General features: G+C 68.3%; 24 protein-coding genes and 2 tRNA genes. 14 read left to right on the top strand and 12 right to left on the bottom strand.

The annotated features are described in order from the left end of the window. The first annotated feature begins 15 nt into the window (after window positions 1–15). Both WDJ58_RS11795 and WDJ58_RS11790 read left to right on the top strand, forming a co-directional pair. Entirely contained in the window at window positions 16–1,932 is a 1,917-nt protein-coding gene (locus tag WDJ58_RS11795; protein ID WP_338913432.1) for an ABC transporter ATP-binding protein, read from the top strand. Between the two features lie 167 nt (window positions 1,933–2,099). Continuing rightward, entirely contained in the window at window positions 2,100–2,405 is a 306-nt protein-coding gene (locus WDJ58_RS11790) for a hypothetical protein (protein WP_338913431.1), read from the top strand. A gap of 113 nt (window positions 2,406–2,518) precedes the next feature. Here WDJ58_RS11790 and WDJ58_RS11785 read toward each other — a convergent pair whose 3' ends face one another. Next, window positions 2,519–2,992: a VOC family protein gene (locus WDJ58_RS11785; protein ID WP_338913429.1), complete on the bottom strand. Its 474-nt coding sequence runs from the start codon at window positions 2,990–2,992 to the stop codon at window positions 2,519–2,521. A 277-nt stretch (window positions 2,993–3,269) separates the two neighbouring features. Next, window positions 3,270–3,449: a zinc ribbon domain-containing protein gene (locus WDJ58_RS11780; protein WP_338913428.1), complete on the bottom strand. Its 180-nt coding sequence runs from the start codon at window positions 3,447–3,449 to the stop codon at window positions 3,270–3,272. 194 nt (window positions 3,450–3,643) lie between these two features. On the opposite strand from WDJ58_RS11780, the gene WDJ58_RS11775 reads away from it, so the two are divergent. The 5 genes from WDJ58_RS11775 (at window position 3,644) to WDJ58_RS11755 (ending at window position 8,306) form a co-directional block, all read left to right on the top strand. Continuing rightward, window positions 3,644–3,796, top strand: coding sequence for a hypothetical protein (locus tag WDJ58_RS11775; RefSeq protein WP_338913427.1), 153 nt, complete (start codon window positions 3,644–3,646; stop codon window positions 3,794–3,796). 289 nt (window positions 3,797–4,085) lie between these two features. Next, entirely contained in the window at window positions 4,086–4,283 is a 198-nt protein-coding gene (locus WDJ58_RS11770) for a hypothetical protein (RefSeq protein ID WP_338913425.1), read from the top strand. A gap of 270 nt (window positions 4,284–4,553) precedes the next feature. Next, window positions 4,554–5,432, top strand: a complete 879-nt coding sequence (locus tag WDJ58_RS11765) for an ABC transporter ATP-binding protein (RefSeq protein ID WP_338913424.1) — start codon at window positions 4,554–4,556, stop codon at window positions 5,430–5,432. Beyond that, window positions 5,432–6,226 (top strand): ABC transporter permease, encoded by a 795-nt coding sequence (locus WDJ58_RS11760; RefSeq protein ID WP_338913423.1) that lies wholly within the window; start codon window positions 5,432–5,434, stop codon window positions 6,224–6,226. Before WDJ58_RS11765 ends, WDJ58_RS11760 begins: the two co-directional genes overlap by 1 nt. 127 nt (window positions 6,227–6,353) lie before the next feature. Next, the gene (locus tag WDJ58_RS11755) at window positions 6,354–8,306 is read left to right on the top strand and encodes a COG1361 S-layer family protein (RefSeq protein WP_338913422.1); all 1,953 of its coding nucleotides are present in this window, start codon (window positions 6,354–6,356) and stop codon (window positions 8,304–8,306) included. A gap of 155 nt (window positions 8,307–8,461) precedes the next feature. Here the strand turns inward: WDJ58_RS11755 and WDJ58_RS11750 are convergent, their stop codons facing one another. Further along, window positions 8,462–9,994 carry a cryptochrome/photolyase family protein gene (locus WDJ58_RS11750; protein WP_338913421.1) on the bottom strand — a complete coding sequence of 511 codons (1,533 nt, stop codon included), beginning with the start codon at window positions 9,992–9,994 and terminating at the stop codon, window positions 8,462–8,464. A 139-nt stretch (window positions 9,995–10,133) separates the two neighbouring features. Between WDJ58_RS11750 and WDJ58_RS11745 the strand changes: the two genes are divergently transcribed. Further along, window positions 10,134–10,721 carry a halocyanin domain-containing protein gene (locus WDJ58_RS11745; protein ID WP_338913419.1) on the top strand — a complete coding sequence of 196 codons (588 nt, stop codon included), beginning with the start codon at window positions 10,134–10,136 and terminating at the stop codon, window positions 10,719–10,721. Window positions 10,722–10,799: 78 nt separating this feature from the next. Then, on the top strand, window positions 10,800–11,408 hold the full coding sequence (locus WDJ58_RS11740) for a uracil-DNA glycosylase family protein (protein WP_338913418.1): 609 nt from the start codon (window positions 10,800–10,802) through the stop codon (window positions 11,406–11,408). A gap of 20 nt (window positions 11,409–11,428) precedes the next feature. On the opposite strand, the gene WDJ58_RS11735 is transcribed toward WDJ58_RS11740, so the two are convergent. Next, window positions 11,429–12,373 carry a haloalkane dehalogenase gene (locus WDJ58_RS11735; protein WP_338913416.1) on the bottom strand — a complete coding sequence of 315 codons (945 nt, stop codon included), beginning with the start codon at window positions 12,371–12,373 and terminating at the stop codon, window positions 11,429–11,431. Between the two features lie 341 nt (window positions 12,374–12,714). Between WDJ58_RS11735 and WDJ58_RS11730 the strand changes: the two genes are divergently transcribed. Together WDJ58_RS11730 and WDJ58_RS11725 are read left to right on the top strand one after the other, a co-directional pair. Next, entirely contained in the window at window positions 12,715–13,746 is a 1,032-nt protein-coding gene (locus tag WDJ58_RS11730) for an MBL fold metallo-hydrolase (protein ID WP_338917844.1), read from the top strand. A gap of 280 nt (window positions 13,747–14,026) precedes the next feature. Beyond that, window positions 14,027–15,025 carry a type I restriction enzyme HsdR N-terminal domain-containing protein gene (locus WDJ58_RS11725; protein WP_338913414.1) on the top strand — a complete coding sequence of 333 codons (999 nt, stop codon included), beginning with the start codon at window positions 14,027–14,029 and terminating at the stop codon, window positions 15,023–15,025. Window positions 15,026–15,119: 94 nt separating this feature from the next. Here WDJ58_RS11725 and WDJ58_RS11720 read toward each other — a convergent pair. The 3 genes from WDJ58_RS11720 to WDJ58_RS11710 all read right to left on the bottom strand — a co-directional run bounded on the left by WDJ58_RS11720 (window position 15,120) and on the right by WDJ58_RS11710 (window position 16,078). Beyond that, window positions 15,120–15,192, bottom strand: a tRNA-Arg gene (locus WDJ58_RS11720). Window positions 15,193–15,262: 70 nt separating this feature from the next. Further along, entirely contained in the window at window positions 15,263–15,616 is a 354-nt protein-coding gene (gene tatA / locus WDJ58_RS11715) for a twin-arginine translocase TatA/TatE family subunit (RefSeq protein WP_338913412.1), read from the bottom strand. Between the two features lie 141 nt (window positions 15,617–15,757). Beyond that, window positions 15,758–16,078, bottom strand: coding sequence for a twin-arginine translocase TatA/TatE family subunit (locus WDJ58_RS11710; protein WP_338913410.1), 321 nt, complete (start codon window positions 16,076–16,078; stop codon window positions 15,758–15,760). Window positions 16,079–16,235: 157 nt separating this feature from the next. Here WDJ58_RS11710 and WDJ58_RS11705 point away from each other — a divergent pair, with 157 nt between their 5' ends. Then, complete coding sequence (locus WDJ58_RS11705; protein ID WP_338913409.1) at window positions 16,236–17,090, top strand: HD domain-containing protein; 855 nt, start codon at window positions 16,236–16,238, stop codon at window positions 17,088–17,090. 130 nt (window positions 17,091–17,220) lie between these two features. On the opposite strand, the gene WDJ58_RS11700 is transcribed toward WDJ58_RS11705, so the two are convergent. The 5 genes from WDJ58_RS11700 to WDJ58_RS11680 all read right to left on the bottom strand — a co-directional run bounded on the left by WDJ58_RS11700 (window position 17,221) and on the right by WDJ58_RS11680 (window position 20,858). Further along, entirely contained in the window at window positions 17,221–17,835 is a 615-nt protein-coding gene (locus tag WDJ58_RS11700; RefSeq protein ID WP_338913408.1) for a DUF7504 family protein, read from the bottom strand. Then, window positions 17,832–18,476: a HalX domain-containing protein gene (locus tag WDJ58_RS11695; protein ID WP_338913406.1), complete on the bottom strand. Its 645-nt coding sequence runs from the start codon at window positions 18,474–18,476 to the stop codon at window positions 17,832–17,834. Before WDJ58_RS11695 ends, WDJ58_RS11700 begins: the two co-directional genes overlap by 4 nt. Before the next feature lie 633 nt (window positions 18,477–19,109). Beyond that, a tRNA-Gly gene (locus WDJ58_RS11690) sits at window positions 19,110–19,180 on the bottom strand. A 124-nt stretch (window positions 19,181–19,304) separates the two neighbouring features. Then, window positions 19,305–20,063, bottom strand: coding sequence for a class I SAM-dependent methyltransferase (locus tag WDJ58_RS11685; protein WP_338913405.1), 759 nt, complete (start codon window positions 20,061–20,063; stop codon window positions 19,305–19,307). A 273-nt stretch (window positions 20,064–20,336) separates the two neighbouring features. After that, a complete protein-coding gene (locus tag WDJ58_RS11680; RefSeq protein ID WP_338913403.1) occupies window positions 20,337–20,858 on the bottom strand; it encodes a DUF7549 family protein in 522 nt (173 codons plus the stop codon). 119 nt (window positions 20,859–20,977) lie between these two features. Here WDJ58_RS11680 and WDJ58_RS11675 point away from each other — a divergent pair, with 119 nt between their 5' ends. Together WDJ58_RS11675 and WDJ58_RS11670 are read left to right on the top strand one after the other, a co-directional pair. Beyond that, window positions 20,978–21,448 carry a DUF5793 family protein gene (locus WDJ58_RS11675; RefSeq protein WP_338913402.1) on the top strand — a complete coding sequence of 157 codons (471 nt, stop codon included), beginning with the start codon at window positions 20,978–20,980 and terminating at the stop codon, window positions 21,446–21,448. A 165-nt stretch (window positions 21,449–21,613) separates the two neighbouring features. Next, the gene (locus WDJ58_RS11670; protein ID WP_338913401.1) at window positions 21,614–22,987 is read left to right on the top strand and encodes a phosphomannomutase; all 1,374 of its coding nucleotides are present in this window, start codon (window positions 21,614–21,616) and stop codon (window positions 22,985–22,987) included. The last annotated feature ends 32 nt before the right edge of the window (window positions 22,988–23,019 follow it).

Raw genomic sequence — 23,019 nt, 5'->3', positions numbered from 1 at the left:
GACACAGGGGCATCCATGGCCTCGGACGAGTCGGGCGGTTTCGAGGACGTTCGCCGGGAGGTCAACGGCCACCCGATGCTGGGGTTGCTAGGCTACGGTCGGCCCTACTGGGGTCGACTGGGGCTCGGGGTCGGGTCGGCCCTGACCACCCGCGCGGCCCGACTCGTCCCGCCGCTGGTGGTCGGGGCGGCCATCGACCGCGTGATCAACCAGTCGGCCGACCCGGGACTGCTCACCGACCTCGGCCTGCTCGCTGCCGATCCGGTGACCACGGAGGCGGCCCGGCTGGCGCTGCTCCGCCGGCTCGCGCTCATCGCGCTGGTCGCGTACGTGGTGCGTTCGATAACCCGCTTCGCCTCCCGCTACCTGCTCCAGACGACCGCCCAGAAGATCCAGCGCGACCTGCGGAACGACACGTACGACCACATGCAGCGCCTCTCGCTCGACTTCTTCGCGAACCACCAGACGGGCGCGGTGATGTCGATACTGAACAACGACATCAACAGGTTAGAACAGTTCCTCAGCACGGAGCTCCGGCAGATCATCCGGGTCGTCGCCACGGTCGGCGGGATCGCCGCCGTCCTCTACACGTACTCGCCGGCGCTCGCGCTGATCGTCCTCTTCCCGGTCCCGATCATCGGGTTCGCGAGCGTACGCTTTCTCACCTGGATCGAACCGAAGTACAAGCGCATCCGCGAGATCGTCGCCCGGCTCAACTCGCGGCTGGAGAACAACATCGGTGGTGCGAAGGTGATCAAGGCGTTCGACCGCTACGACTACGAGCTCGATCGCGTCGCCGAACAGAGCCAGGCGTACCACGACGAGCAGGTCGACGCCATCCTCCGCCGCCGGGGGTTCTTCGCCGGGATCCGGCTGTTCACCGGGATCGCCTTCGTCGGCGTCCTCCTCGTCGGCGGACAGATGATCGTCTCCGGGGCGTTCTCGCTCGGGCCGCTGACCGTCACGAACACCATCACGGCGGGCACGTTCACGGTGTTCTTCCTCTACCTGCGGCGGATGTACTCCCCGATGCGGCGCATCGGGCGGACGGCCAACCGCTACCAGCGCGCGCGAGCGAGTTCCGAGCGCGTGTTCGGCCTGCTCGGCCACGAACCGACCGTCGAGGAGCCCGTGGACGCCGTCGACCCCGAGCACGTCGAGGGTCGCGTCGACTTCGAAGACGTTACCTTCAGTTACGAGGGGCACGGGGAGACCGTCGTCGAGGACGTCTCCCTGTCGGTCGAGGCGGGCGAGACGGTCGGGCTCGCGGGCGAGACCGGTGCCGGGAAGTCCACGCTCGTGAAGCTCGTCCCCCGGTTCCACGACGTGGATTCGGGGGCGATCCGGGTCGACGGCGTCGACGTCCGGGACTACCGCCTGCAGGGGTTGCGCGAGCACGTCGGCGTCGTCGAGCAGGACCCCTACCTCTTCTCGGGCACCGTCGAGGAGAACATCGGGTACGGCGACCTCTCGACGCTCGACAGTCCGGAGCTCGACGAGCGCGTCGTCGACGCGGCCAGGGCCGCCGAGGCCCACGAGTTCGTCACCGACCTGCCCGACGGCTACGGGACGCAGATCGGCGAACGGGGCGTGAAGCTCTCGGGCGGCCAGCGCCAGCGGCTCGCCATCGCGCGGGCGCTCCTGAACGACCCCGCGATCATCGTCCTCGACGAGGCGACGAGCGACGTCGACACGGAGACGGAGGAGCTCATCCAGCGGAGCCTCGACCGCCTGATCGCCGACCGGACCGCGTTCGTCATCGCCCACCGGCTGTCGACGATACGGGACGCCGACCGCATCGTGGTCATGGAGGACGGCCGGATCGACGAGGAGGGGTCCCACGAGTCCCTCCTCGGGGCCGACGGGCGGTACGCCGACCTCTGGGCGACGCAGGCCGACGCCGATTCCGGAGCTTCGACCACCGACGACTGATACGGATTGTTGTAACGATTTACCGGCGATCACTCGAACGGGATCCGTGATCGCCGGTAAAAGACTACAACGATCCGTATGAGACCCCCCGGAGCCGTCGCCCGACGCTCCCGAAGTCCGACCGCACGCAGCGAGAGCGACTTACCGATCGAGTCCGAAGCGAGCGTATGTACGCCTGCGAGCACTGTGGCGAGGAGTTCGAGACGCTGTCGGGACTGCGAGTGAGACACGAGCCGTGTCCGGTCGGCGAGCGCGAGCGGCGGCGCGAGGAGGCGATCGAGCGCCTGAAGGAGGAGTGGAATCTCGAAGTCGGGGACTGGTGTCGGGTGCTCGGGACGGGCGAGGAGGCGGAGATCGTCGACGTCGAACCCGCGGAGGAGGACGAGGACGAGCCCACCGTCGTGTGGATCCCCGCGGGGGAGCCCGATACGCCGGACCTGAGACGACGGAGCCCCGCCGGGAGAGTCGTCTAACCTGCGAACTGTCCGGGATCGGCTCGCCACTCGCTTCGTTCCTCCGGGGTCGGAAGTCACAGCTATCGACCGACCCGTACTCCGCTCCGCGTTCGACTCTCGGGTCGGTGGCGTCAGTCCACGTACGTGTAGACGCTGGAGGCGATGGTCGCGCCGGCGGGTTCGTCCGTCGGCGACTCGGCCTCGACGCGGTCGACGCGGCTCCGGATCCGCTCGGGGAGGGTCTCGACGTCGGGCCACATGAACTCGACGCGGTTCCCCGTCGGGTCACGGACGTAACACTGCACGACGCCGTTCGGGAGCGCCCGGACGTATCCCGCGTCGTCGCCGATGACCCCCCGCTCGACGGCGCGGTCCCACACCGTCTCGAAGTCGTCGACGATCAGCGCGAAGTGCTGGTTCTCCGGCGGCGCGTCACCCCGCTCGATGAGGTGGAGCTGCTGGTCGCCGAACTCGAGCCAGGCGTAGGGCCGCCCGAAGTCCGGCGTCGGCGCACGCTCCATATCGAAGAGGTCCGTGTAGAACGCGACGGTCGCCTCGAGGTCGTCGACGTCGATAGCCACGTGATTGAACTGACACTCGACCATGGACGATCCACGACGCACCCACGGATATATCCCGCCGTGGGCGGGTCACGTCGCCAGCGGTCTATCGGATCGTGGGTGGGACGTGACGGTGCACCGACCGCGACGGTGATCGAGCGGCGGCGGCGCCGTGCCCCCCGGGCCGGAGAGATCCGTCGATCACGGACCAGCCTGGACCGATGGGTAGTACGGGAGGCCCGCGTTCGCACCGACGGCCGGGGGAGCGGGCGGAGGCGAACGATACCGGGCTACGACCCCTCTCGATCGGAGCGGGACCGGCTCACATCGGCCCCCAGTAGTAGACCGACCGCTCGACGACCTCGTCGCTCTCGAGCTCCCCGCCGCACTCGGGGCACGGGGAGTCCTCCTCATCCTCGAACCGATTCCCGCACACCGAGCACCGGTAGACGGGCGTGTACGGTGCCTCGACCCACGCCGAGAGCCTCTCCAGGAGCCCCATGCCCCGACGTATGTAATTAACTTTAATAAATATTTCGGCGGCGTGGCCGAGCCACCGAGCCGCCCGGCTCGGGAGGGCGGGGAAAAGAGAGGGGGTGGCAGTACCGGCAACCCTTGTCCGCAGGGTAAGGGACGTAAACCACTTGTCCTGTAAAGCTGCAGGCGAATGTGACTTCGGGGCCGATCCGTCGCCGAATGACTGCGGAGACGGAGGCACTGGGGCGGTGTACCGAGTGCGGTCAGGTTTACGCGGTCTACAGAACGACCGAGAGCTGGCGGGCGCTCGGGACCGACGGGGACTGCCGCTGTGGGAACGCCGAGTTCGAGATCCTGTCCGATCGGGACTGATACGGATTGTTGTAGTCTTTTGCCGGCGATCACGGACCTCGTTCGAGTGATCGCCGGCAAATCGTTTCGACGATCCGTATGACACGCGTCGCCGGCGTCCCGGGCCCGAGGGCTCAGCCCTCGTTTGACCCTCCACGAAGTACTTACCGGTGGGTGTCGACGGTGATCCCATGAGTCGCCCTCCACTCACCCCCGAACAGCGCGCTCGAGCCGCCAGCGAGGCGGCAAGAGCGGTCTCAAGGACGCTACGCAACCGCCGCCGAGCGACCCGCAGGAGCCCCCGCCGCCCATGAACGGCGACCTCCGGGCGCTCGGGGCGCTCCCGCTGGCCGTCGCCGACATCGCGGCGGGGGTCGTCATGGCACAGTACGTCTCCCTCCCCGTCGGCGTGGTCCTGGCCGTGTTCGGCCTCTTCGTGTTGCTCACCGCCGCGTACCGGGCGGTCGTGCAGAGCGGTTCGCCCGAGTCACGGCGACAGACCGTCTGAGCCCGAACCGGCGCCGGTGGGACTCCCCCGGTGGACGGTACGGTGCTCGACTCCCGCTCCCCCAGAAGTCCCGTCCGAAATGCTCGTAGCGGTCGGTGCGGTCGCCGCGCTGGCGGTGGCTCCGGCGGGTCGCCGCCCCGTCGTGAGAACCCACGACCGGACGGCAGGTGTCGGGCACGTCGGTATCGGTCGGTCCACCGGGCGTAGCGGACGCGGCCCCTCGTTCGGACCACCGAAACAGGTATGGGTTCGTCCGGTCTGTTCCGGACGATGGCGGCGATCGCGGTCTCGAATCTCACCAAGGCGTACGGGGAGGTCGTTGCCAACGATGGCCTCACGTTCAGCGTCCGCGAGGGGGAGATATTCGGCTACCTGGGCCCGAACGGGGCGGGGAAGACGACGACCATCCGGACCCTGCTCGGGTTCCAGTCGCCCACATCGGGAACGGCGACGGTCCTCGGCCGCGACGTCCGCGAGGAGTCGGCGCTCGTCGCCGCCAAGGCCGACCTGGGCTACCTCCCGAGCAACCCGGGGCTCGACGAGGGGGTCACCGGCGAGGAGTACCTCGACCTCCACGCCTCGCTGAAGGGCGACGAGCGACGGGGGGAACTGCTCGACCTGTTCGACCCGCCCCTCTCGCGGGAGATACGCGAGTACTCGACGGGGAACAGACAGATGCTCGCGATCGTCCAGGCGTTCATGCACGACCCGGAACTGGTCGTCATGGACGAGCCGACCTCGGGGCTCGACCCGTTGAAACAGGAGTCGTTCAACCGCTTCCTCAGGGCGGAGGCCGACGCGGGGACGACGGTGTTCTTCTCCTCGCACGTCCTCGGGGAGGTCCGCCGGGTGTGCGACCGGGTGGGGATCATCCGCGAGGGGAAGCTGGCGGCCCTCGAGGAGATCGACGACCTGCTGAACCGCGGCGGCAAGCGCGTCCACGTCCACACCGAACCGCCGCTCGACGCCGACGCCCTCGACCTCGCGGGGGTCGTCGATCCCGAACAGGTCGGGCGCGAGACCCGGTTCACGTTCACTGGGGACTACGGCGAACTGCTCGAGACCCTCGCCGGGTACGAGGTCGTCGACCTCGAGATCGACGAACCGCCCATCGAGGACGTGTTCATGCACTTCTACGGTGAGTCCTGATGCTCGACCTCGCGCGGTACGAGGCCCGGCGACGCCTCCGCGGGACGCTCACGCTCACGGTCCTCCTGGGGCTGTTCGCGCTGCTGATGATCGCGCTGTTCCCCTCCGTCTCGGAATCGGGCGCGGACTTCGAGGCCTACGTCGAGAGCCTCCCCCCGGCTGTCAGGGAGGGGTTCGGCGTCTCGGGGGCCGCCTTCACGACCGTGGAGGGGTTCCTCTCCACGGAGTTCTACACCTTCGTCTGGCTGCTGCTGCTCGGGCTCTACCTCGCCTACGCCGCCGGCGGGACGGTGGCGGGGGACATCGAGGACGGCCGTATGGACATGCTGCTGGCGACGCCGATCACCCGGGCGCAGGTTCTCCTCGAGAAGTTCCTCTCGCTTCTGGCCCCGGTCCTCGTGTTGAACCTCGTGACGCCCCTGTTCGTCTACGGTGGGGTCGTCCTCGTCGGGGAGTCGATCGAGGCCGCGGCCCTGGTCGCCGTTCACCTGCTCTCGGTGCCGTACCTGCTCGCCTGCGGTGCCCTCGGCACCCTGCTGTCGGTGACGATCCATCGGGCCGACGTCGCACGGCGGGGCGGTATCGGGGCCGTGTTCGTCCTGTTCGTCCTCGAGAGCGTCACGGTCGACACGGACTACGAGTGGCTCGGCCTGCTCAGCCCGACCAGGTACTACGACCCGGCCGAGATACTGATCGAGGAGTCGTACGACCCGGTCGGGGCGGCCGTCCTCGTCGTCGCCACCGTCGCCCTGCTCTCGGCGAGCCGAGTGATATTCGAGCGTGTCGACGTATGACACCCGCGACCGAACCGAACGCGAACGAGCGGAACACGCCGATGATACCAACGGACCTCCGATCCACGACCGACCGAGGGGAACCGGACCGCGACCGGCGAGCGATCGACGAGGAGGGTGACCCTCGATGAGTCGGTCCCGCCCGGGAGCTGATCGCCTCGTGGCGCTCGCCGTCGGGCTCATCGTCCTCGCGGGGATCCTGGGGATCGCCGCGGGCACCCCGACCGGATCTCCCACGGTCGAGGTGACGCTCCCCGCGAACGACGTCGTCGCTGGCGAAGTGATCTCCATCGAGGTCCAGGTGTCGAACGACGCCGAGCTGTCCTCCGCCTCGACGATCAGTCCGGCGCTGAACGAGCTCGTCACGACCGCCGACGGCGTGCGGCTCGAGCTCCGATCGGGCGGGACGCCGATCACCGTCCGGACGGGCGAACGGGCGGTCGGGAGCATCCCCGACGGGACGACCCGGATGGTGCCGTTCGAGGTGGCGGTCGACGGGGACGCCGAGCCCGGACGGTACAACCTCCCGTTCGAACTGACGTACTCGCACGTCCGGTCGGTCTCGGAGTCGAACGGTGCCGTCGACGAGCAGTCGGTGACCGTCGACGGCTACCTCCGGGTGCGGATCGAGGAACGGGCCCGGCTCGCGGTCGTGAACGCCTCGACGGACGTCCACGTCGGCGGGACCGGGACGGCCACCGTGACCGTCGAGAACGTCGGCTCGGCACCCGCCCGGGAGGCGCGGCTCGCCCTCCGGTCGCCGAACGCCGACCTCGGGTTCGGCGGGGCCGCCGAGGCGAGCCGGTTCCTCGGTCGGGTCGATCCCGGCGAGCGCCGGACGGTGGGCTACACCGTCGCGGCGAGCGAGAACGCGCGTCCGGCCGAGTACACCGCCGAAGCGACCGGAACGTTCGAGGACGACCTCGGCCGAACGGTCACCACCGACCCGCTCCCGGTCGGGCTGGCACCCCGGGAGGGCCGCCGGTTCGTCGTCGTCAGCACCGAGAGCGAGGCGACCGTCGGGGGGAGCGGAGCCGTGACCGTCCGGCTCAGGAACGCCGGGACCGAACCCGTTACCGACGTCTCGGTGTCGCTCCGATCGCCGACGCCCGCCCTCGGCGTGGACGGTGGACTCTCCGCCAGCCGGTACGTCGAGCGGTGGGAGTCCGGCGAGGAGCGGGCGCTGGCCTTCGACGTGGCGGCGAACGTCACTGCGGCACCGCGAAGCCACGCGTTCGAGGGGAGCATCGCGTTCGATACCCCCCAGGGCGTCCGCTCGCGGGTCGGATCGCTGACCGTCCCCGTCCTGATCCAGCCGGAGCTCGCGTTCGCCACCGGGGGCGTCGAGTCCGACCTGCGCGTCGGCCGGGAGGGGGCCCTCCGCGGGACGGTCCGCAACCGGGGGAACCGAACCGCTCGAAACGCGGTGGTCCTCGTCGAGAGCGCCTCGCCGAACGTACGGTTCGACGAGTCCACGCACCCGATCGGGGACCTCGAACCGGGGGCGGGCGGGAACTTCACGTTCGACGCACGGGTGCCGGCCTCGGCGGAGCCCGGACCGCGGGCGTTCACCCTCCGGGTACGGTACGAGGACGAGGCGGGCGACCAGCGAGTCAGCGACGGGCTCGACCTCCGCGAACCGATCGGTCCCGAGCCGGACACGCTGGAACTCCGACCGGTCAACGCCACCGTCCGCGTCGACTCGAACAACCGTCTGATCGTCGAGGCGACGAACACCGGCGAGGAGACCCTCGAGGACGTCGAGGCACGGCTGGCGGTCGATCCGCCGTTCACGAGCGAATCGCCGTCGTCGTTCGTCGAGGAACTCGAATCGGGCGAAACCACCAGGATCGCGTTCGAACTAACGGTCTCGGAGGACGCCGTCGCGAGCACCCACGGGATCGCCGTCAACGTCACCGCCGAGACGGGAAGCGGGGAGACGGTTCGGACGGGCCCGACCCTCCTCCCCGTCACGGTGGCCGAGGAACCGCCCGGGACCGGACAGGTGGGGACGCTCGTCGCCGGCGTCGTCGTCGTGGCGGTGCTCCTCGGCGCGGGCTACTGGTGGCTTCGGCGGTGAGGACCGAGCGGGCCAGGATCGAGCGGCAAGCGTTTCCCTCCCGAACCGCATCGCGGGGCAGTGACGTCGGCGCGACGCGCGCTCCGGGACCCACATCACGGGGCCGTACAGCACCGAGAACGACCGTCCGCGGGGTATCGTTCACGCCGCCGACCTCACAGGTCGCCCCGGTCGGCCGCCTCGCGGATCCCGCTCGCCCGCTCGCGGATCGCCACCCGCTCGGCCTCCTCCTTGTCGTCCCAGTGGCCGTAGACGAGCCCCATCCGACCGTTCGACCGGAGCCGATCCTCGTTCCGTCCGAGGAACTCCCAGTAGAGGGTATTGAAGGGGCAGGCACCCTCGCCGGTGGTCCGGTCCTCGTCGTACGCACAGCCGGAGCAGTGGTCGCTCATCCGGTCGACGTAGTTCGCCGAGGCGGCGTAGGGTTTCGAGGCGAACGCGCCCGACCCGTACGACCCCATCTCGACGACGTTCGGCGTCGTCACCCAGTGGTAGGCGTCGACGTAGGCGGCCTGGAACCAGTCGTCGAGCTGCCGGGGCTCGACGCCGTACAGCAGCGCGAAGTTCGACAGGACCATCAGCCGCTCGATGTGGTGGCTGTAGCCGCGCTCCCTGACGCCCTCGACGGCGTTTTCGAGACAGTTCATCCCCGTCTCGCCCGTCCAGTAGAGGTCCGGGAGGTCCTCGGCGGCGTCGAGCTGGTTCGCGAGGGCGAGTTCGGGCATCTCGACGCGGTAGACGTGCCGGACGAACTCCCGCCAGCCGAGCACCTGCCGGACGAACCCCTCGATCGAGGCCAGCGGGACGTCCGGGTCCTCGCGTGCGGCCTCGATCGCCCGCTCGATCACCTCCCCGGGGTGGAGGAGCCCGAGGTTCATCGACGCCGCGAGCAGCGCGTGGTTCATCGCCCACTCGCCGCCGAGCATCGCGTCCTGGTAGGGGCCGAACTCGGCGAGCCGGTCGGTACAGAACGACTCCAGCGCCGAGCGCGCCTCCTCGCGGGTGACCGGCCACCGGAACGGCTCGGGATCCGCCCAGGCACCGCCGTACGGGGGTTCGTCGTACGACCCGTCGAGTTCCGCCGCGACCCATTCGATCACCTCCCTCGTGACCTCGTCGGGCTCGAACCGGGGCGGGTCGGGGGGGTCGTAGTCCGCCCCCGGGAACCGGCGGTTCTCCTCGTCGTAGTTCCACTCCCCACCGACCGGCTCCCCGTCGGCCATCAGGTAGCCCGTCTCCCGGCGCATCGCCCGGTAGAACTCCTCCTGGCGGTAGGGCTTCGCGCGGCCCTCGGCCCACTCCTCGAACCGCGCGCTCGAACAGAGGAACAGCTCGTTCTCGACGAGTTCGAGCGTGCCGCCGAGCCCCGCGACCAGTTCGCGGAGCCGCTCGCCGGCCCCGTGGCTCGACGGCTCCATCGCCACGAGCGGCTCGTCGTACTCGACGAGGAACCGCTCGACACCCTCCTCGAACGTCTCGGTCCGATAGTACGCCACCTCCCTACCGGCGTCCCGGAGCTCGTCGCGGAAGTGGCGCATCGCGGCGAAGACCAGCGCCAGCTTGTGCGGGTGGTAGGGGTGTCGCCGGGCGAACGACCGCGACTCGATCATCACGGCCGGTTCGTCGGGCCGGGCCGCGAGCGGCCCGCGAGCGGACGTGAGCTGGTCGCCGAGAACCCAGACGGCCATGTCACGAGTGGGGAGGCGCTCCCCATCAATCCGTCCCACGGATGCGGTGAACGGTTCCGGTAGGACTCCACGACCCTGGCCGGTGGATTCCGTCGGGCGAAAACGGGTGACTTACCACGACCGGGACGTACCGACGTGCATGGAACGGACAGCCTCGCGGTTCGGTCGGCGTCGACTGCTCGCGGGACTCGGGACGGCCGCGGTCGTCGGGCTCGCCGGGTGTACCGGAGGGGGCGGCGGGGACGGCGGGGACGGCGACGGCGGGAACGGTGACTCGAACAGTCCGACGCCGTCCCCCCAGTCCGGCGGGGTCAACGTCCCCGACCTCGATCCCGTGAACCAGATGATCCGCGGGGAACCCCGCGAGCGCGTCGAGGGGTACCTCTCGGATACCCGGAACTACGAGGGGGATATCATGGACGCGATGGGACGGGACGAGATCGTCGTCGCCGTCGGCGCGGAGGGCAACGGCGGGAACTTCGCGTACCACTACCCCGCGATCGCCGTCTCGTCGGGCACGACGGTCTCCTGGCGGTGGACGGGCGAGGGCGGCCAGCACAACGTCGTCTCGGACGGCCCCACCGAGTTCGACTTCTCGAGCGGTCCCCCGAAAATCGAGGGCGAGCCCTTCGAGCACACCTTCGAGGGAGCCGGTATCGGGCTGTACGTCTGTGAGCCCCACTCGAGCCTCGGCATGAAGGGCGCGGTCGTCGTCATCGAGGGGTAGGACAGGGGAGACGGGGAGCGGCGGCCCTCACGGGCGAAAGGCGAGCGATTTTTGCCGACCGCCGACGCTATCGTCGGTGTGGAGAACGTCACCGAGGAGACGAGTAACCCGTTCGGAATGCACGTGGGGGGCCCCGCGGTGTACGGGTACGGCGACGCGAACGCGGACTTCCAGGTCGTCGGTGACCATCCCGGCCGCCACGGTGGCGTCGAGACGGGCGTCCCGTTCACGGGGAGTGTCGCGGGTGTCAGACTCCAGCGGGTCCTCCACGGTGTCGGCTTCACCGCGGCGTCGTACGCCGATCGTCCCCGGCTGGAGAACTGCTACGTCTCGTACGTCCATCCGGGTATCCCGGAGGGGAGGGATCCGTCCGACGCCTCCTACGCCGACATGGAGCGGTTCCTCGACGCCGAACTCCGCGCGATCAACCCGCACATCATCCTCGCCGTGGGCGACCGGGCGCTGTCCTACGCGCTTCGCGAGCACACCTCCCTCGAGAACAAATTCCCCCACGACGCCGCCGCGCTTCACGCCGAGGAGGTCCGCGGTCGGGGGTTCCTCGTCGTCGCCGTGAAGGATCCCGACCGGTGGACGCCCGGCGACGAGCGGGCGCTCCGGGAACGACTGGAGGCGCTACTCGCCTCGGACTACCGGCAGACGAAGGGCGTCGCGACTACCATCGGATAGCGAGAGGGGAGCGGTGAGAGCTACGAGGTCCGGTCGACGAACGCGACGATCTCCTCGGCGATCGACTCGCCCGCGTCCTCCTGCAGGAAGTGCATCGCACCCTCGACCCAGACGTCCGGCTGGTCGCTCGCCGTCGGAATGAGCTCCCGTAGCGGATCGCGGTTCGGGCGCGTGATGGGGTCCGAGTCGGCGAAGAGGACGAAAGCCGGCTTCTCCCACGCCTTCAGCCGCTCGGCGGCCTCGCGGGTGTACGCCGCGCCGTCGCCGCCACCCTTCCGCGGGACCATGTCGGGGAACTCGTAGGCCCCCGCCTTCGCCGCCTCGGTGTGGAACGGGGCCTCGTAGGCCCCGATCACGTCGTCGGGGAGTTCGGTGGCCGTCGCGTTCTGGATGAGCATCCCGACGGGGAGTTCCTCGACCCGCTCGACGAACGCGCGGAACTCCTCCCAGGCCTCCGGCATCTCCTGGCGGCCGCTCGGGACGCCCGTGTTCATCGGAACCAGTCTGGAGAAGCGCTCCTCGTTCCGGGTCGCGTACGGGAGCCCGAGGATGCCGCCCCAGTCCTGGCAGACGAGCGTGACGTCAGTGAGATCGAGCGCCTCGACCAGCCCCGCGAGCGCGTCGTAGTGGGTCTCGTAGTCGTAGGCCTCGCGACGGTCGTACTTGTCCGACCGGCCGAACCCCAGGAGGTCGGGGACGACGACGCGTCCCCGCTCCCGGAGCCCGGGGATCATCTTCCGGTAGAGGAACCCCCAGGTCGGCTCGCCGTGGAGACAGAGGAACGTCTCCCGATCATCCGTGCCGCGCTCGCCCTCGTCCGTGGGCTCGACGTCGACGTACGCCATCCGGGGGTTCGGCTCGTCCCCCCCGTCGGCGGGGTCGACGTCCACCTCGACGTACGCCGGCTCGTAGTCGTAGTCCGGGACGGCCTCGAACCGCTCGTCGGGTGTCGTGAGCAGCGCCATCGGCCGGAACTCCCCGTCGCGGCGTAAGTAGCTTCGGCCGGCAGCGAACGGGCGTTCGCTCGAACCGGACGGATGGACCGGAGCGGACCGACCCGAGGACGTCGAGTCCCGGCGGGGTCAGGGGACAAACCACATACCGGGGCCGGTCCTGGAGGCGGTATGCACGTCGAGTTCGCCTCCCGCGGCCCCGGCTACGGGACCGCACGGCGGGACCGCCTCGGACGACCATCCGGCCGCCGGAGGGACGGCCCCCCGGTCGAGCGACCGGGACCCTCATCCGGAACCCCCGGTCCGAAGCCCGGAGGGGCGCGGTGATGGAGGTCCCGGGGCTCCCGTTCGAGATGCGACACGTCCAGCTCGGCAACCACGCGTTCGAGGGGCTCAACAACTGCTACGTCCTCGGCACGGAACGGGAAGCCGAGACGACGCTCGTCGACACGGGCATCTCGACTGACGAGACCCGCGAACAGCTCCGGAGGGAGCTCGAATCACACGACCTCGCGTTCGCCGACGTCGACCGGGTGCTCCTCACCCACCACCACTCCGATCACGTCGGCCTCGCGGGGGAGATACAGGACGCGAGCGGCGCGAGCGTCCACGTCCACGAGGGCGACGCCCCGCTCGTCCGGGGCGACCCCGACGCCGAGGCCGCGCTGCGCGACCGAATGGAGACGCTCCTCGACGACTGGGGGATGCCGGAGGACTCCCGGGCGGAGCTCCTCTCGTTTCTCGACGGCGGCGACGTGACCGGCCTCGACCCCGAGGTGACCACGTTCGAGGGCGGCGACGAGTTCGACATCGGCTCCGTGACGCTCGAAGCGGTCCACCTGCCGGGCCACAGCGTCGGGCTCTCGGGGTTCCGCTTCGAGGGCTCGCGGGGACCGGAACTGTTCAGCGGCGACGCGCTCCTCCCCTACTACACGCCGAACGTCGGCGGGGCGGACGTTCGCGTGGAGTCGCCGCTGGCGAACTACCTGGAGACGCTCACCCGGATCATCGAGGCCGACTACGCCCGCGCCTGGCCCGGCCACCGCGGGGCGATCGTCGATCCCTCCGGCCGGGCCGCCGACATCGTCGTCCACCACCGCGACAGGACGGGGAAGATCGTCGACTACCTCCGCGAGGCGGGTCCGGCGGACGCCTGGACCGTCTCGGCGCACCTGTTCGGCGGGCTCAGCTCCATCCACATCCTCCACGGCCCGGGCGAGGCCTACGCCCACCTCGGCCACCTGGAGGAGTCCGGGATCATCGAGTCCGAGCTGCGTGACGGAAGCCGCGAGTACGAACTCCTCGAATCAGACCCTGATCTCGACGCGCTGTTCCCCGAGGTCGCACGCGGGAAGGACCCCTCGGACATCCCGGGACACGGGTAGCCTAAAAGCCGGTGTCGAAGGGGTGTGGTCGGGTTGAGCGTTCGCGAGGGTCGTCATGGCCTCTCGATAATTTCACCTAACCGAGGATCCCATGGCTGTCCACTTCGTCACGAGAACAATATTAAGCCGGATCATCACTCCAAGGCAGTCAGGTATTACGTGCACCAGGTCCCTATCTTTATCAGGTACCCAGAACAAGCCCCCGCAGCTAATGGGGTTTCGAGAGGATCTGTCTGGCTATTCGGAACGGTCGGTGGCACTCATTGAGGAGTCGCCACAGATGGACGAACAGAACACGAAGCGGAAGATCATCGAACCGCTGATCGAACTTCTCGGGTGGGATATTCTTTCAACAGACGTAGAACTGGAGTACTCTGTCCAGATGGGGTCGGGAACAAAGAAGGTCGATTACGCACTCAATCTTGAAGACACACCAGTAGTGTTCGTTGAGGCCAAAGGATGTGACACAGAACTTGACCGGAGTCACGAAGATCAGCTGAAAAGCTACATGCGGCAGATCGGGATTGACTGGGGTCTTCTCTCGAATGGACGAGAATTCGAGATACTTCGACGAGACTTTTCCAGCAATCGGCCAAATGAAATTTCTCTGGCGAAGTTTCCTATCGAAAAAGTACCAGATAACGAACAGCCTCTGAAAGCACTCTCCAGTAAGTCGATTAAGTCGGGCGAGTCTAAACAGATTGCGGAGAAAATCGAGTCGGTACAGCGAGCAGTCAGAACTCTTCGGACGAACAAGGAAGGCCTCGCGGAGGATGTAACACGAGTTGTCACGGATATCATTGGAGAATCAGTTTCGCAGCCCGTTGAAGACGAGGCCAAGGGCTTCGTTGATGATCTCATCGCTACGCTTGAGGAGCAGGCTCATCGAACGGCAGTGACAGAGGAGACGACAAAGGAATCCACACATGCATCGGAGGGCCAGTACGTTATCCGACTCACTCAAAACGGCGAAGAGATACATCGGGTTGTCGGCAACCAACAAGCAGCAACGATGGCTTCGCTCGTGGACTATCTCATAGACCATGAGGGACTCACCGATGCCATCGAAATTCCATACGTGCCGGGAACTGGTCAGGGGAGCAGAGCACTGCTCAACGACAAGCCGGAGCACACAAATGGTAGTAAAATGCGACGGTATGAACCACTCTCGGAGGGCTATTATCTGTTTACCGCACTGAGCGCCAAGGACAAAATGCGGTACCTTCCGGAGTTACCAGAGAAGGTCGGACTGGAGTGTGAATTTTCGGGGGAGTGGTAGTTAATTACACAAAAGGGCGTGACGGGACTGAGCGAACGCGAAGCGTTCGCGAAGGTCGTCACGCCCGCGAGTGAGGAACGAAGTGACGAACGAGCGGGCGTGACGGGATTCGAACCCGCGATCGAGAGGTTAGGAACCTCTCGCCCTGTCCACTAGGCCACACGCCCTGCCGGCACTGGTATCGGATCGCTCAAAACGGTTGTGTGTCCGGCTCCGAACACCGAGACGCCGAGACGCTCAGCTCTCCCGCTCGGCTTCGACTCCCGTCTCCTCGGTCTCGTCGGTCCCCTCGACCCCCTCGATCGGCGAGGAGTCGGAAACCTCGGTCTCGGGTTCGGCGACGTCGTCCTCGGCTTCGAGCCGTGCCTGCTCCTCCTCGGTCCGGTTTCCGGCCTTCTTCTGGCGGATCTCTTCGAGTTCCTGTTCGACCTCCTCGCGGCCCTTCTGGAACTCCCCGATCGCCTCGCCCGAGGAGCGGGCGAGCTTGGGGATCTTGTTCGCGCCGAACAGCAGTACAGCGATGAGCAGGATGACGAGCAGTTCCGGCCCGCCGGGAATACCCGGGAACAGCGGGACGACGGTTTCGAACATCTTGCCCGACGTAGTGATGAGACGATTATAGGCTTTTTCCTCGGAGTCGATCCCCGTACCCGGACGCCGAAGGCCTGTGAGGCGGTGTAGCGGGGGCTCTGAGACGTAGAGCGGGGCGTAGAACGGGGACGTCGGCGTAGGTTACTCGGAGTCGGTCTCGGCCCGGGCACCGCTCTCGCGGGTCGTTCGTCCCTCGGTGCCGGGGGTAGTGTCCGCGTCGGTCTCCAGGTCGGGGGCCAGCTCCTCCGTGTCGACCGAGGCCTGCTGGCGGATCTCCTCGAGTTCCTGTTCGACCTCCTCGCGGCCCTTCTGGAACTCCCCGATCGCCTCGCCCGAGGAGCGGGCGAGCTTGGGGATCTTGTTCGCGCCGAACAGCAGTACGGCGATGAACAGGATGACGAGCAGTTCCGGCCCGCCGGGAATACCCGGGAACAGGGGCATGAGGCTTGCTGCAGGGAGCATGTGCCCGGGAGTGGTACCGGATCGTTTGTAGGCCTTTCGCCGCGGACGGGTTCCGAGCCCGGTTCGGTCCCCGAGTCGTCCACCGAGGAGGAGCCGTGCCAGTCGGGGTACGGGAGCCGGCCCGCGGGTTTTTGACGCCGGACGCCGAGGTTATCGTATGGGTGATAGCGGTGACAGCGGAAACACGGGTGTCGCGCGTGGTCAGTCGGGCAACGGCGGCCACCGGTACGATCCCGACGCCGATCACGCGTTCCCCGACGAGCGGGTGAACGAGGTCATCCGCCACGTCGAGTCGGACCCCGAGGTGACGACGTACCTCCGGGCACAGAACGTCAACCCGGTCACCAGGAAGGGGTACAACGACCACGGGAAGAAGCACATCAGCATCGTGAGCAACCGCGCACTCTGCCTCTACGACATGCTGAAGCAAGGCGGTGTCGAGTTCAACGGCGCTGCCGAGCAGGGCCTCGAGGAGGCCGACGAGGCGGTCATCATCTACCTGGCGGCGATGCTCCACGACATAGGACACGTCGTCCACCGCGACGATCACCCCTACTACTCCATCCCCCTCGCGGCGGACGTCCTCGACCGTCTCCTCCCCGAGTTCGGCTACGACACCGCCGAAACCGTCCGGGTGAAGGGCGAGGTCCTCCACGCGATCCTCTGTCACCACGCCGAGGAGGACCCGCTGACACTCGAGGCGGGGGTCGTCCGGGTCGCCGACGGGCTCGACATGGAGGCCGGCCGGTCGCGCATCCCCTACGAGAAGGGCGGCCGGGGGATCAACACGCTCTCCAGCCGGGCCATCAAGAACGTCTCGCTGCGATCGGGAAGCGATCGACCGGTGCTCGTCGAGATCGAGATGACCGACGCGGTGGGCGTCTATCAGGTCGACGAACTGCTCAAGTCGAAGCTCGTCAACTCCGGGCTCGAGGACGACGTCCGCATCGTCGCGCTGAACGTCAGCGCCACCGACGCGAACGATCGGCTCGTCGAGCGGATCGAACTCTGAGCCGAGACGGGCCGCCGTAACGTCGTAGCGAACTCCACCGCGTCCGGTCGGACGGATCGAAGGTAGTGGGATCGGCTTCCGGGATCGCTGTCCCGGCTCGGCGCTCGATCCTCGGGGGCTGGAGGTGGAGCTACTCCCTCCTGAACCCGCTGCCGTTCAGCGTGATCGCCCCGTCCTCGATCCGTGCCTCGGCGTCGAAGATGGCCCGGATCGTGTTGACGGTCTGGTCGTCGTGCATCCCGGGATCGAGTGCGAACACGCCGAACAGGCCCGCGGACTGGATCCGCGAGGTGAAGACGTGGAGGAAGCGAAACACCGTCTGGAGCTCCGAGTACATGAGGAGCGTCGAGACGGAGGCGAGACCGACCCGGATCCGGTTGCCAGCGCCGGCACCTTCGAATCGTCGGGCGAGTTTGGCGAACTCGAGGCTTATCCCCGTGAGATCGCCCGGAGAGCCGATGTGCTCGATGGGGACGTCCTCGTCGGTCGAGGAGTCCTGGCCCGTCGCGTCGACGATACCCATACCCGTCGTCGGTTCCGAACCGCGCTCGCGGAAGCGCGACGTGACCCAGCCGGCAGGCCGGTTCGTCGTGATGACGACCGTCGCCTCGCTGGGCGGACAGTCCGCGAGGACGTCGACGAGCTTCGATTCGGACGCCGCGGACGGGCCGCTGATCAGGAGGTTCGACCCCGCCTCGAACGTGACTCGACAGTCCGTCAGCAGACCGGGGACACTGTATCTCACGAGCGCTCGATCCCTCCTTCGTCCTCGTCTCTCCCGGCGCTCTCCGACTCGGCGTCGATCTCCGTCGCCGAGTCCGCCTCGATGTCCCGGACCATGGCGACGAAGTCGTCGTTGTCGAGATCGGGCATCACCGCGTCCAGTTCCCGACGCAGCGTCTCGATACGTTCCCGGAGGTCGGTGAACTCCTCGCTTCGTTCGAGCTCCTCCGCGGCCTTCGCCGACTGGAGGGCCGCCTGCTTCTCGACCAGGGCGTAGTACTCCCGTTCGAGGTCGGCGAAGGAGTTCCGCGAGAGCAGCCGCTCGACGGTCTCGATGAGGTCCTCGCGGTCGATCGGCTTGGTGAGGTAGTCGTCGAAACCCATGCTGATGATGTCGAAGTCCGGTTCGACCGCCGTCACCATCGCCACGCGAGGAGTGAGCCCCATATCGTCGATGGCGTCGAGTACCTCGTCGCCCGACATCCCCGGCATCAACCGGTCCAGGAGAACCACGTCGACCGCCTCGTCGATCCGTTCGAGAGCGGCCTCGCCGTTCTGGGCCGTCCGAACGCCGTAGTCACCGTCCAGCCACCGGGCGTAGATCTCGACGAGCGGAGCCTCGTCCTCGACGACCAGTACCGTCGCACGCCCCGACTCGTCCATTTCGTATCGACCTTCGATGGGTCACGGGATATGGTTTCCGCTCGTTATGCAGGCTGTACGCCTGGGACGAAAACGCCGGATAGAGCGGTGTCGTGTGCCGGGCGCACGCCGATCCCCCGGCCGGTGAATCCTCACGTCGGACCTCACCTCGGACGCCGCGATCAGTTCTTCGCCAGTGTCCCACGTTCACACACGAGCCCGCAGAGGGGTGGAACCCTTACACCAGTAGTCCTGACGCCCCGCTTCGACGCAACGACGAGAAGGAGCACATTTCCATGTTGATATAAATTACGCAGCAGAAGTGTAACACCAGTATAAACTGTGTTGCAAAAATAGCCGTACAGGATCGCTAACTGCCAAACTCTTATCTCGGGGGGTGACCGAGCGACTACCGAAGGGGTGGGTGCCACTCTACCCCTTCATCGTTCTGCGGGTCTGTGATCCGCCATCGACCCTGAACCGTTCGCCGGTCCGTTCGCCGATGGACTACCCTGCGTGACCGGGGGCGACGGCGTGCGCGGGACGGGATTCGAACCGGATCGAGACGTCCCTGTCCACTTCACCGCGCGGACCGCATCTCGTCGGAATTAGAATGCCGTACTGCATACGCTCGTCGGGTCGGGTCTCACAGGATGCGCCGGCCGGGATTCGAACCCGGGCCATGAGCTTGGAAGGCTCAGGTCCTACCACTAGACCACCGGCGCTCACTCGCTTCGCTCGTTCGCGCCGAGGTTCGCGAGTTCTCCGAACTCGCTCACCACCGGCGCTCGACCGCTCGGTCGCTCGCGTCTCTGCGCGCGTGTCCGTCGACTCGCGCGCGCTCGACGCTCAGATCCGACTATCCTCCCGCTCCGTATGTGCGTTTCCCTTCGATACGACCGCGTAGCAGTTCCCGCTCGATACGAACGATCGCTCGACCGAGAGCCCCGAGGCGTCGAGGTCGGCCTCGAACTCCGGAAGCGCGTAGATGTGGTAGAACCGCGGGACCGTCTCCCCGCCGGGGAGCGTCCAGTCGACGCTCGTGTCGAACCCCTCCGGGTCGTCGGGCGAGGCGTCGAACCGGTCGTGGGCAGTGCTCCAGGCGCTCACCAGCGCCGTTCCAGGTACCGAAAGGACGCGCCCGAGTTCCGAGAGCGACTCGCGCCTGAGCGCCCGCGTCGGGAGGTGGTGTATCGTCGCCACGTAGAGCGCGATATCGACACTCTCCGGCCGAATCGGGAGCCGGGCGGCGTCACCTCCGACCGGATCGAACGCCGCGGCGTATCCCCTCTGGATGGCTCGCTCGCGGGCGATCCCGAGCAGTTCCCCGCTCGCGTCCACGCCGAGCACGCGGTCGACGCGGTCGGCGAGCGGGCCGGCGTGCCTGCCGTTTCCACAGCCGACGTCGAGGCCCAGGCGTCCCGTGCGATCCTCCAGGAACGACTCGACCTCCGGCCAGGGGTTGGCCCGCGTCTTCGCGAAGTGGGCGGCGATGTCGTCGTACGTCTCCCTGACGGCGCGGCGGCTTCGGTCGGTACGGGGATCGTCCCGGTCGCTCTCGCCCCCTCTCGTCCGGTCGCCCGCTCCGGGCGAGGCGTCGTCGGTCATCTCGGATGGGGAGGACAGCCAGGTCCAGGTCGAGAGGCGAAACGGCCCTCGTCGGTCGTACCCGTCGTGCGGTTCACGCTCCCCACCTCGGCGTCCGCCACCATCTGTCCACCGGCTGAGCGGTCGATCAGAAGCCACCGCGCGGGAGCGCGATTCCGCTCGCGACACGGACCGGCCTCGATCGTTCCAGGGACGGGCCGACCGGCGGCCGTCGGCCGCCCGTTCCGCGGTCGGTCGAGCGCCACACACCGGGTTCCCGAGCGTCCCCGGCGCTCAGACGTCCGCGTCGCCGTCCTGTCGCTCGACGACGAGGAGCAGGTAGCCGAAGGCGTAGAGGAAGAGCACGCCGACGGGGACGGCCCTGCCGAGGTAGCTCGTCCAGAGCATCACGATCGAGGCGCTCAGGACGACGGCCGTCGCGAGCAGGAGCCCCCCCATCAGCCGGACGGGGTCGACCGGAAGCCGGGCTTCGAGGCGTTCGTCGGCGGCGTAGTAGACGACACTGAGCGCGAGCGCGAGCGCGAACACCGCCGCCCCGCCGAGCCAGACGAGGTAGGCCCGGGCGACCGCCTCGCTCGCGGGGAACGCGTAGGCGCTCCAGACAGGGAGGAACGGGCGCTCGCCGCCCACGAGCTGTGCGCCGAGGACGAACTGGAACATGAACGCCGGGAACCGGAGCACGACCAGCGATATCCCGCCCTGGCTGGCGAACGACACGGACCAGGGAACGAGCGCCGACACCCACGCCGAGAGGACGGCGAACTCGCCGGCGTACTCGGATCGGACCCAGACCATACCGGCTCTGGCCCGGGTGAGCGGATAAAGCCTCCCGCCCGGTCGCGGGGCGAGTCCGGCCACGGCTGTCGCAGTCGTCAGTTTCATGCCTGCCTGTATCGTAGGCCCGCCGTGCTGGAATGAGGCGTGACTACTTTACCCTCGACGTCAGGAACCTGGGGGACGACGGGGAAGCGGCGGACCCTGGTATCCCGACCGTCACGATCGACTTCGACGGCCCGAACGACCAGTTGACCGACCGACTCACGGACGACTCGGGGACGCTCTTCGAGGCGGGCGAGCTCGACGTCTCCTACCGACTCCACGGCCCCGTCGACGAGGCCGACACGGAGGGTGTCGTCGCCGTGACGAACCGGGTGACCGGCGACTTCGTGCTCGAACTCAACGCCGACGCCGAGGACGTCACCCGGTTCGTCGACGCCGCACGCGCCTACGGCAGGGACACCGACGACGGGAACCGCTACCGCGTCGAACTGACCATCGACGGCGAACCGTTCGCCACCTACGAGAAGTCCACGCTCCTGGTCTACGACGCCGACGGCGGCCTCCTCCGGGGCCACAGCCTCATCCCGAGCGGCGTCGAACTCTGACGTCCCGGCCGGGACCGATCGGGCCGGCCCCGGCCGCCGTCGCGATCCGTCGAGTCGCCGTCGTCGGCCCCGTTCCGTCCGACCCCCCTCTCGATCCCCCTCCGCCGGGAAGCAGATTCTACCCGAGTACCCGCCAGCTAAGTACCCACCGGGCAATCCCGCGGTATGGAGGATGCCGAGGTCGAGGAACTGTTCGGAACCGCCGGCATCAGGGGGGACGTTCGAACGCGCGTGACGCCCGCGTTCGCACTGCGCGTGGCCGCGGCGGCGGGGCGGGACGGTGGGGAGTTCGTCGTCGGTCGCGACGGCCGCGAGTCGGGCCCGGCGCTCGTCGCGGCCGTCGAGGCCGGACTGACCGCCGCTGGCGCGCGCGTCGTCCGCGTCGGGCAGGTCCCGACCCCGGCGCTCGCGTTCGCCTCGCGGGGTCGACGGGGCGTGATGGTGACGGCGAGTCACAACCCGCCGACCGACAACGGGCTGAAGTTCTTCCGCGACGGCCAGGAGTACGACCGCGAGGCCGAGCGACGGGTCGAGCGGCGGGTCGCCGACCCCGGTCCGCCGGCCGAGTGGACGGACTGGGCGGGTTCCGAGCGGGCCGACCCGCTCCCGCACTACCGCGAAGCCGTCGTCGAGTACGCCCGGCCGCTCGGGGCGTCACTTGAGGGGTTGCGCGTGGTCGTCGACTGTGGCAACGGGATGGCGTCGGTCGCCACCCCGCGGGTGCTGGCGGCGATGGGTGCCGACACCATCGCGCTCAACGACAACGTCGACGGGCACTTCCCCGGCCGGGAGTCGAAACCCACCCCCGAGAGCCTCGCCGACCTCCGGACGTTCGTCGCCGGGGACGGGGCCGAACTGGGCTTCGGACACGACGGCGACGCCGACCGGATCGTGGTTCTCGACGGCGACGGCGAGATCGTCCACGAGGACACCGTCGTCGCGATACTCGCCGAGCGGTACGTCCGCGAGAGCAGGGCCCGGGATCCGGTGGTGGTGACGACGCCGAACGCCTCGGCGCGGATCGACGAGCGGGTCCGCGCCGCGGGCGGCCGCGTCGAGCGAGTGAGGCTGGGAGCGCTCCACGAGGGGGTCGAGGCGGCCTACGGCGAGGGCGGCCCCGAGACGGCCGTGGTGTTCGCGGCCGAGCCGTGGAAGCACGTCCACCCCGGCCTCGGACCCTGGATCGACGGCGTGACGAGCGCCGCGGTCCTCGCGCGGCTGGTCGCGGCCGAGGGGCTCGCGTCGCTCCGCGAACCCGTGGCCGAACGCCCGTACCGGAAGGTGAGCGTCCCCTGTCCGGACGAGCACAAGCGGGCGGCGATGGCGACCCTGGAGACGACGCTCCCCGATGCGTTTCCCGAGGCGACGCTCGACACCGAACACGGCGTCCGCCTCGAACGACCGGACGGGTCGTGGCTGCTGGTCAGGCCCTCGGGGACCGAGCCGTACGTCCGGCTCTACGCCGAGAGCGACGACGTGGACGACCTGGTCGAACGGGCCCGCGAGCGCATCGAGACCGCCGTCGAGCGGGCGGGCTGAGCGTCGATCGAAACGGGAACGGATCCGAGCGG

Source organism: Salinirubellus litoreus (genome assembly GCF_037335815.1).
GTDB lineage: Archaea > Halobacteriota > Halobacteria > Halobacteriales > Haloarculaceae > Salinirubellus > Salinirubellus litoreus.
This window is presented reverse-complemented; position numbering and strand designations above follow the sequence as displayed.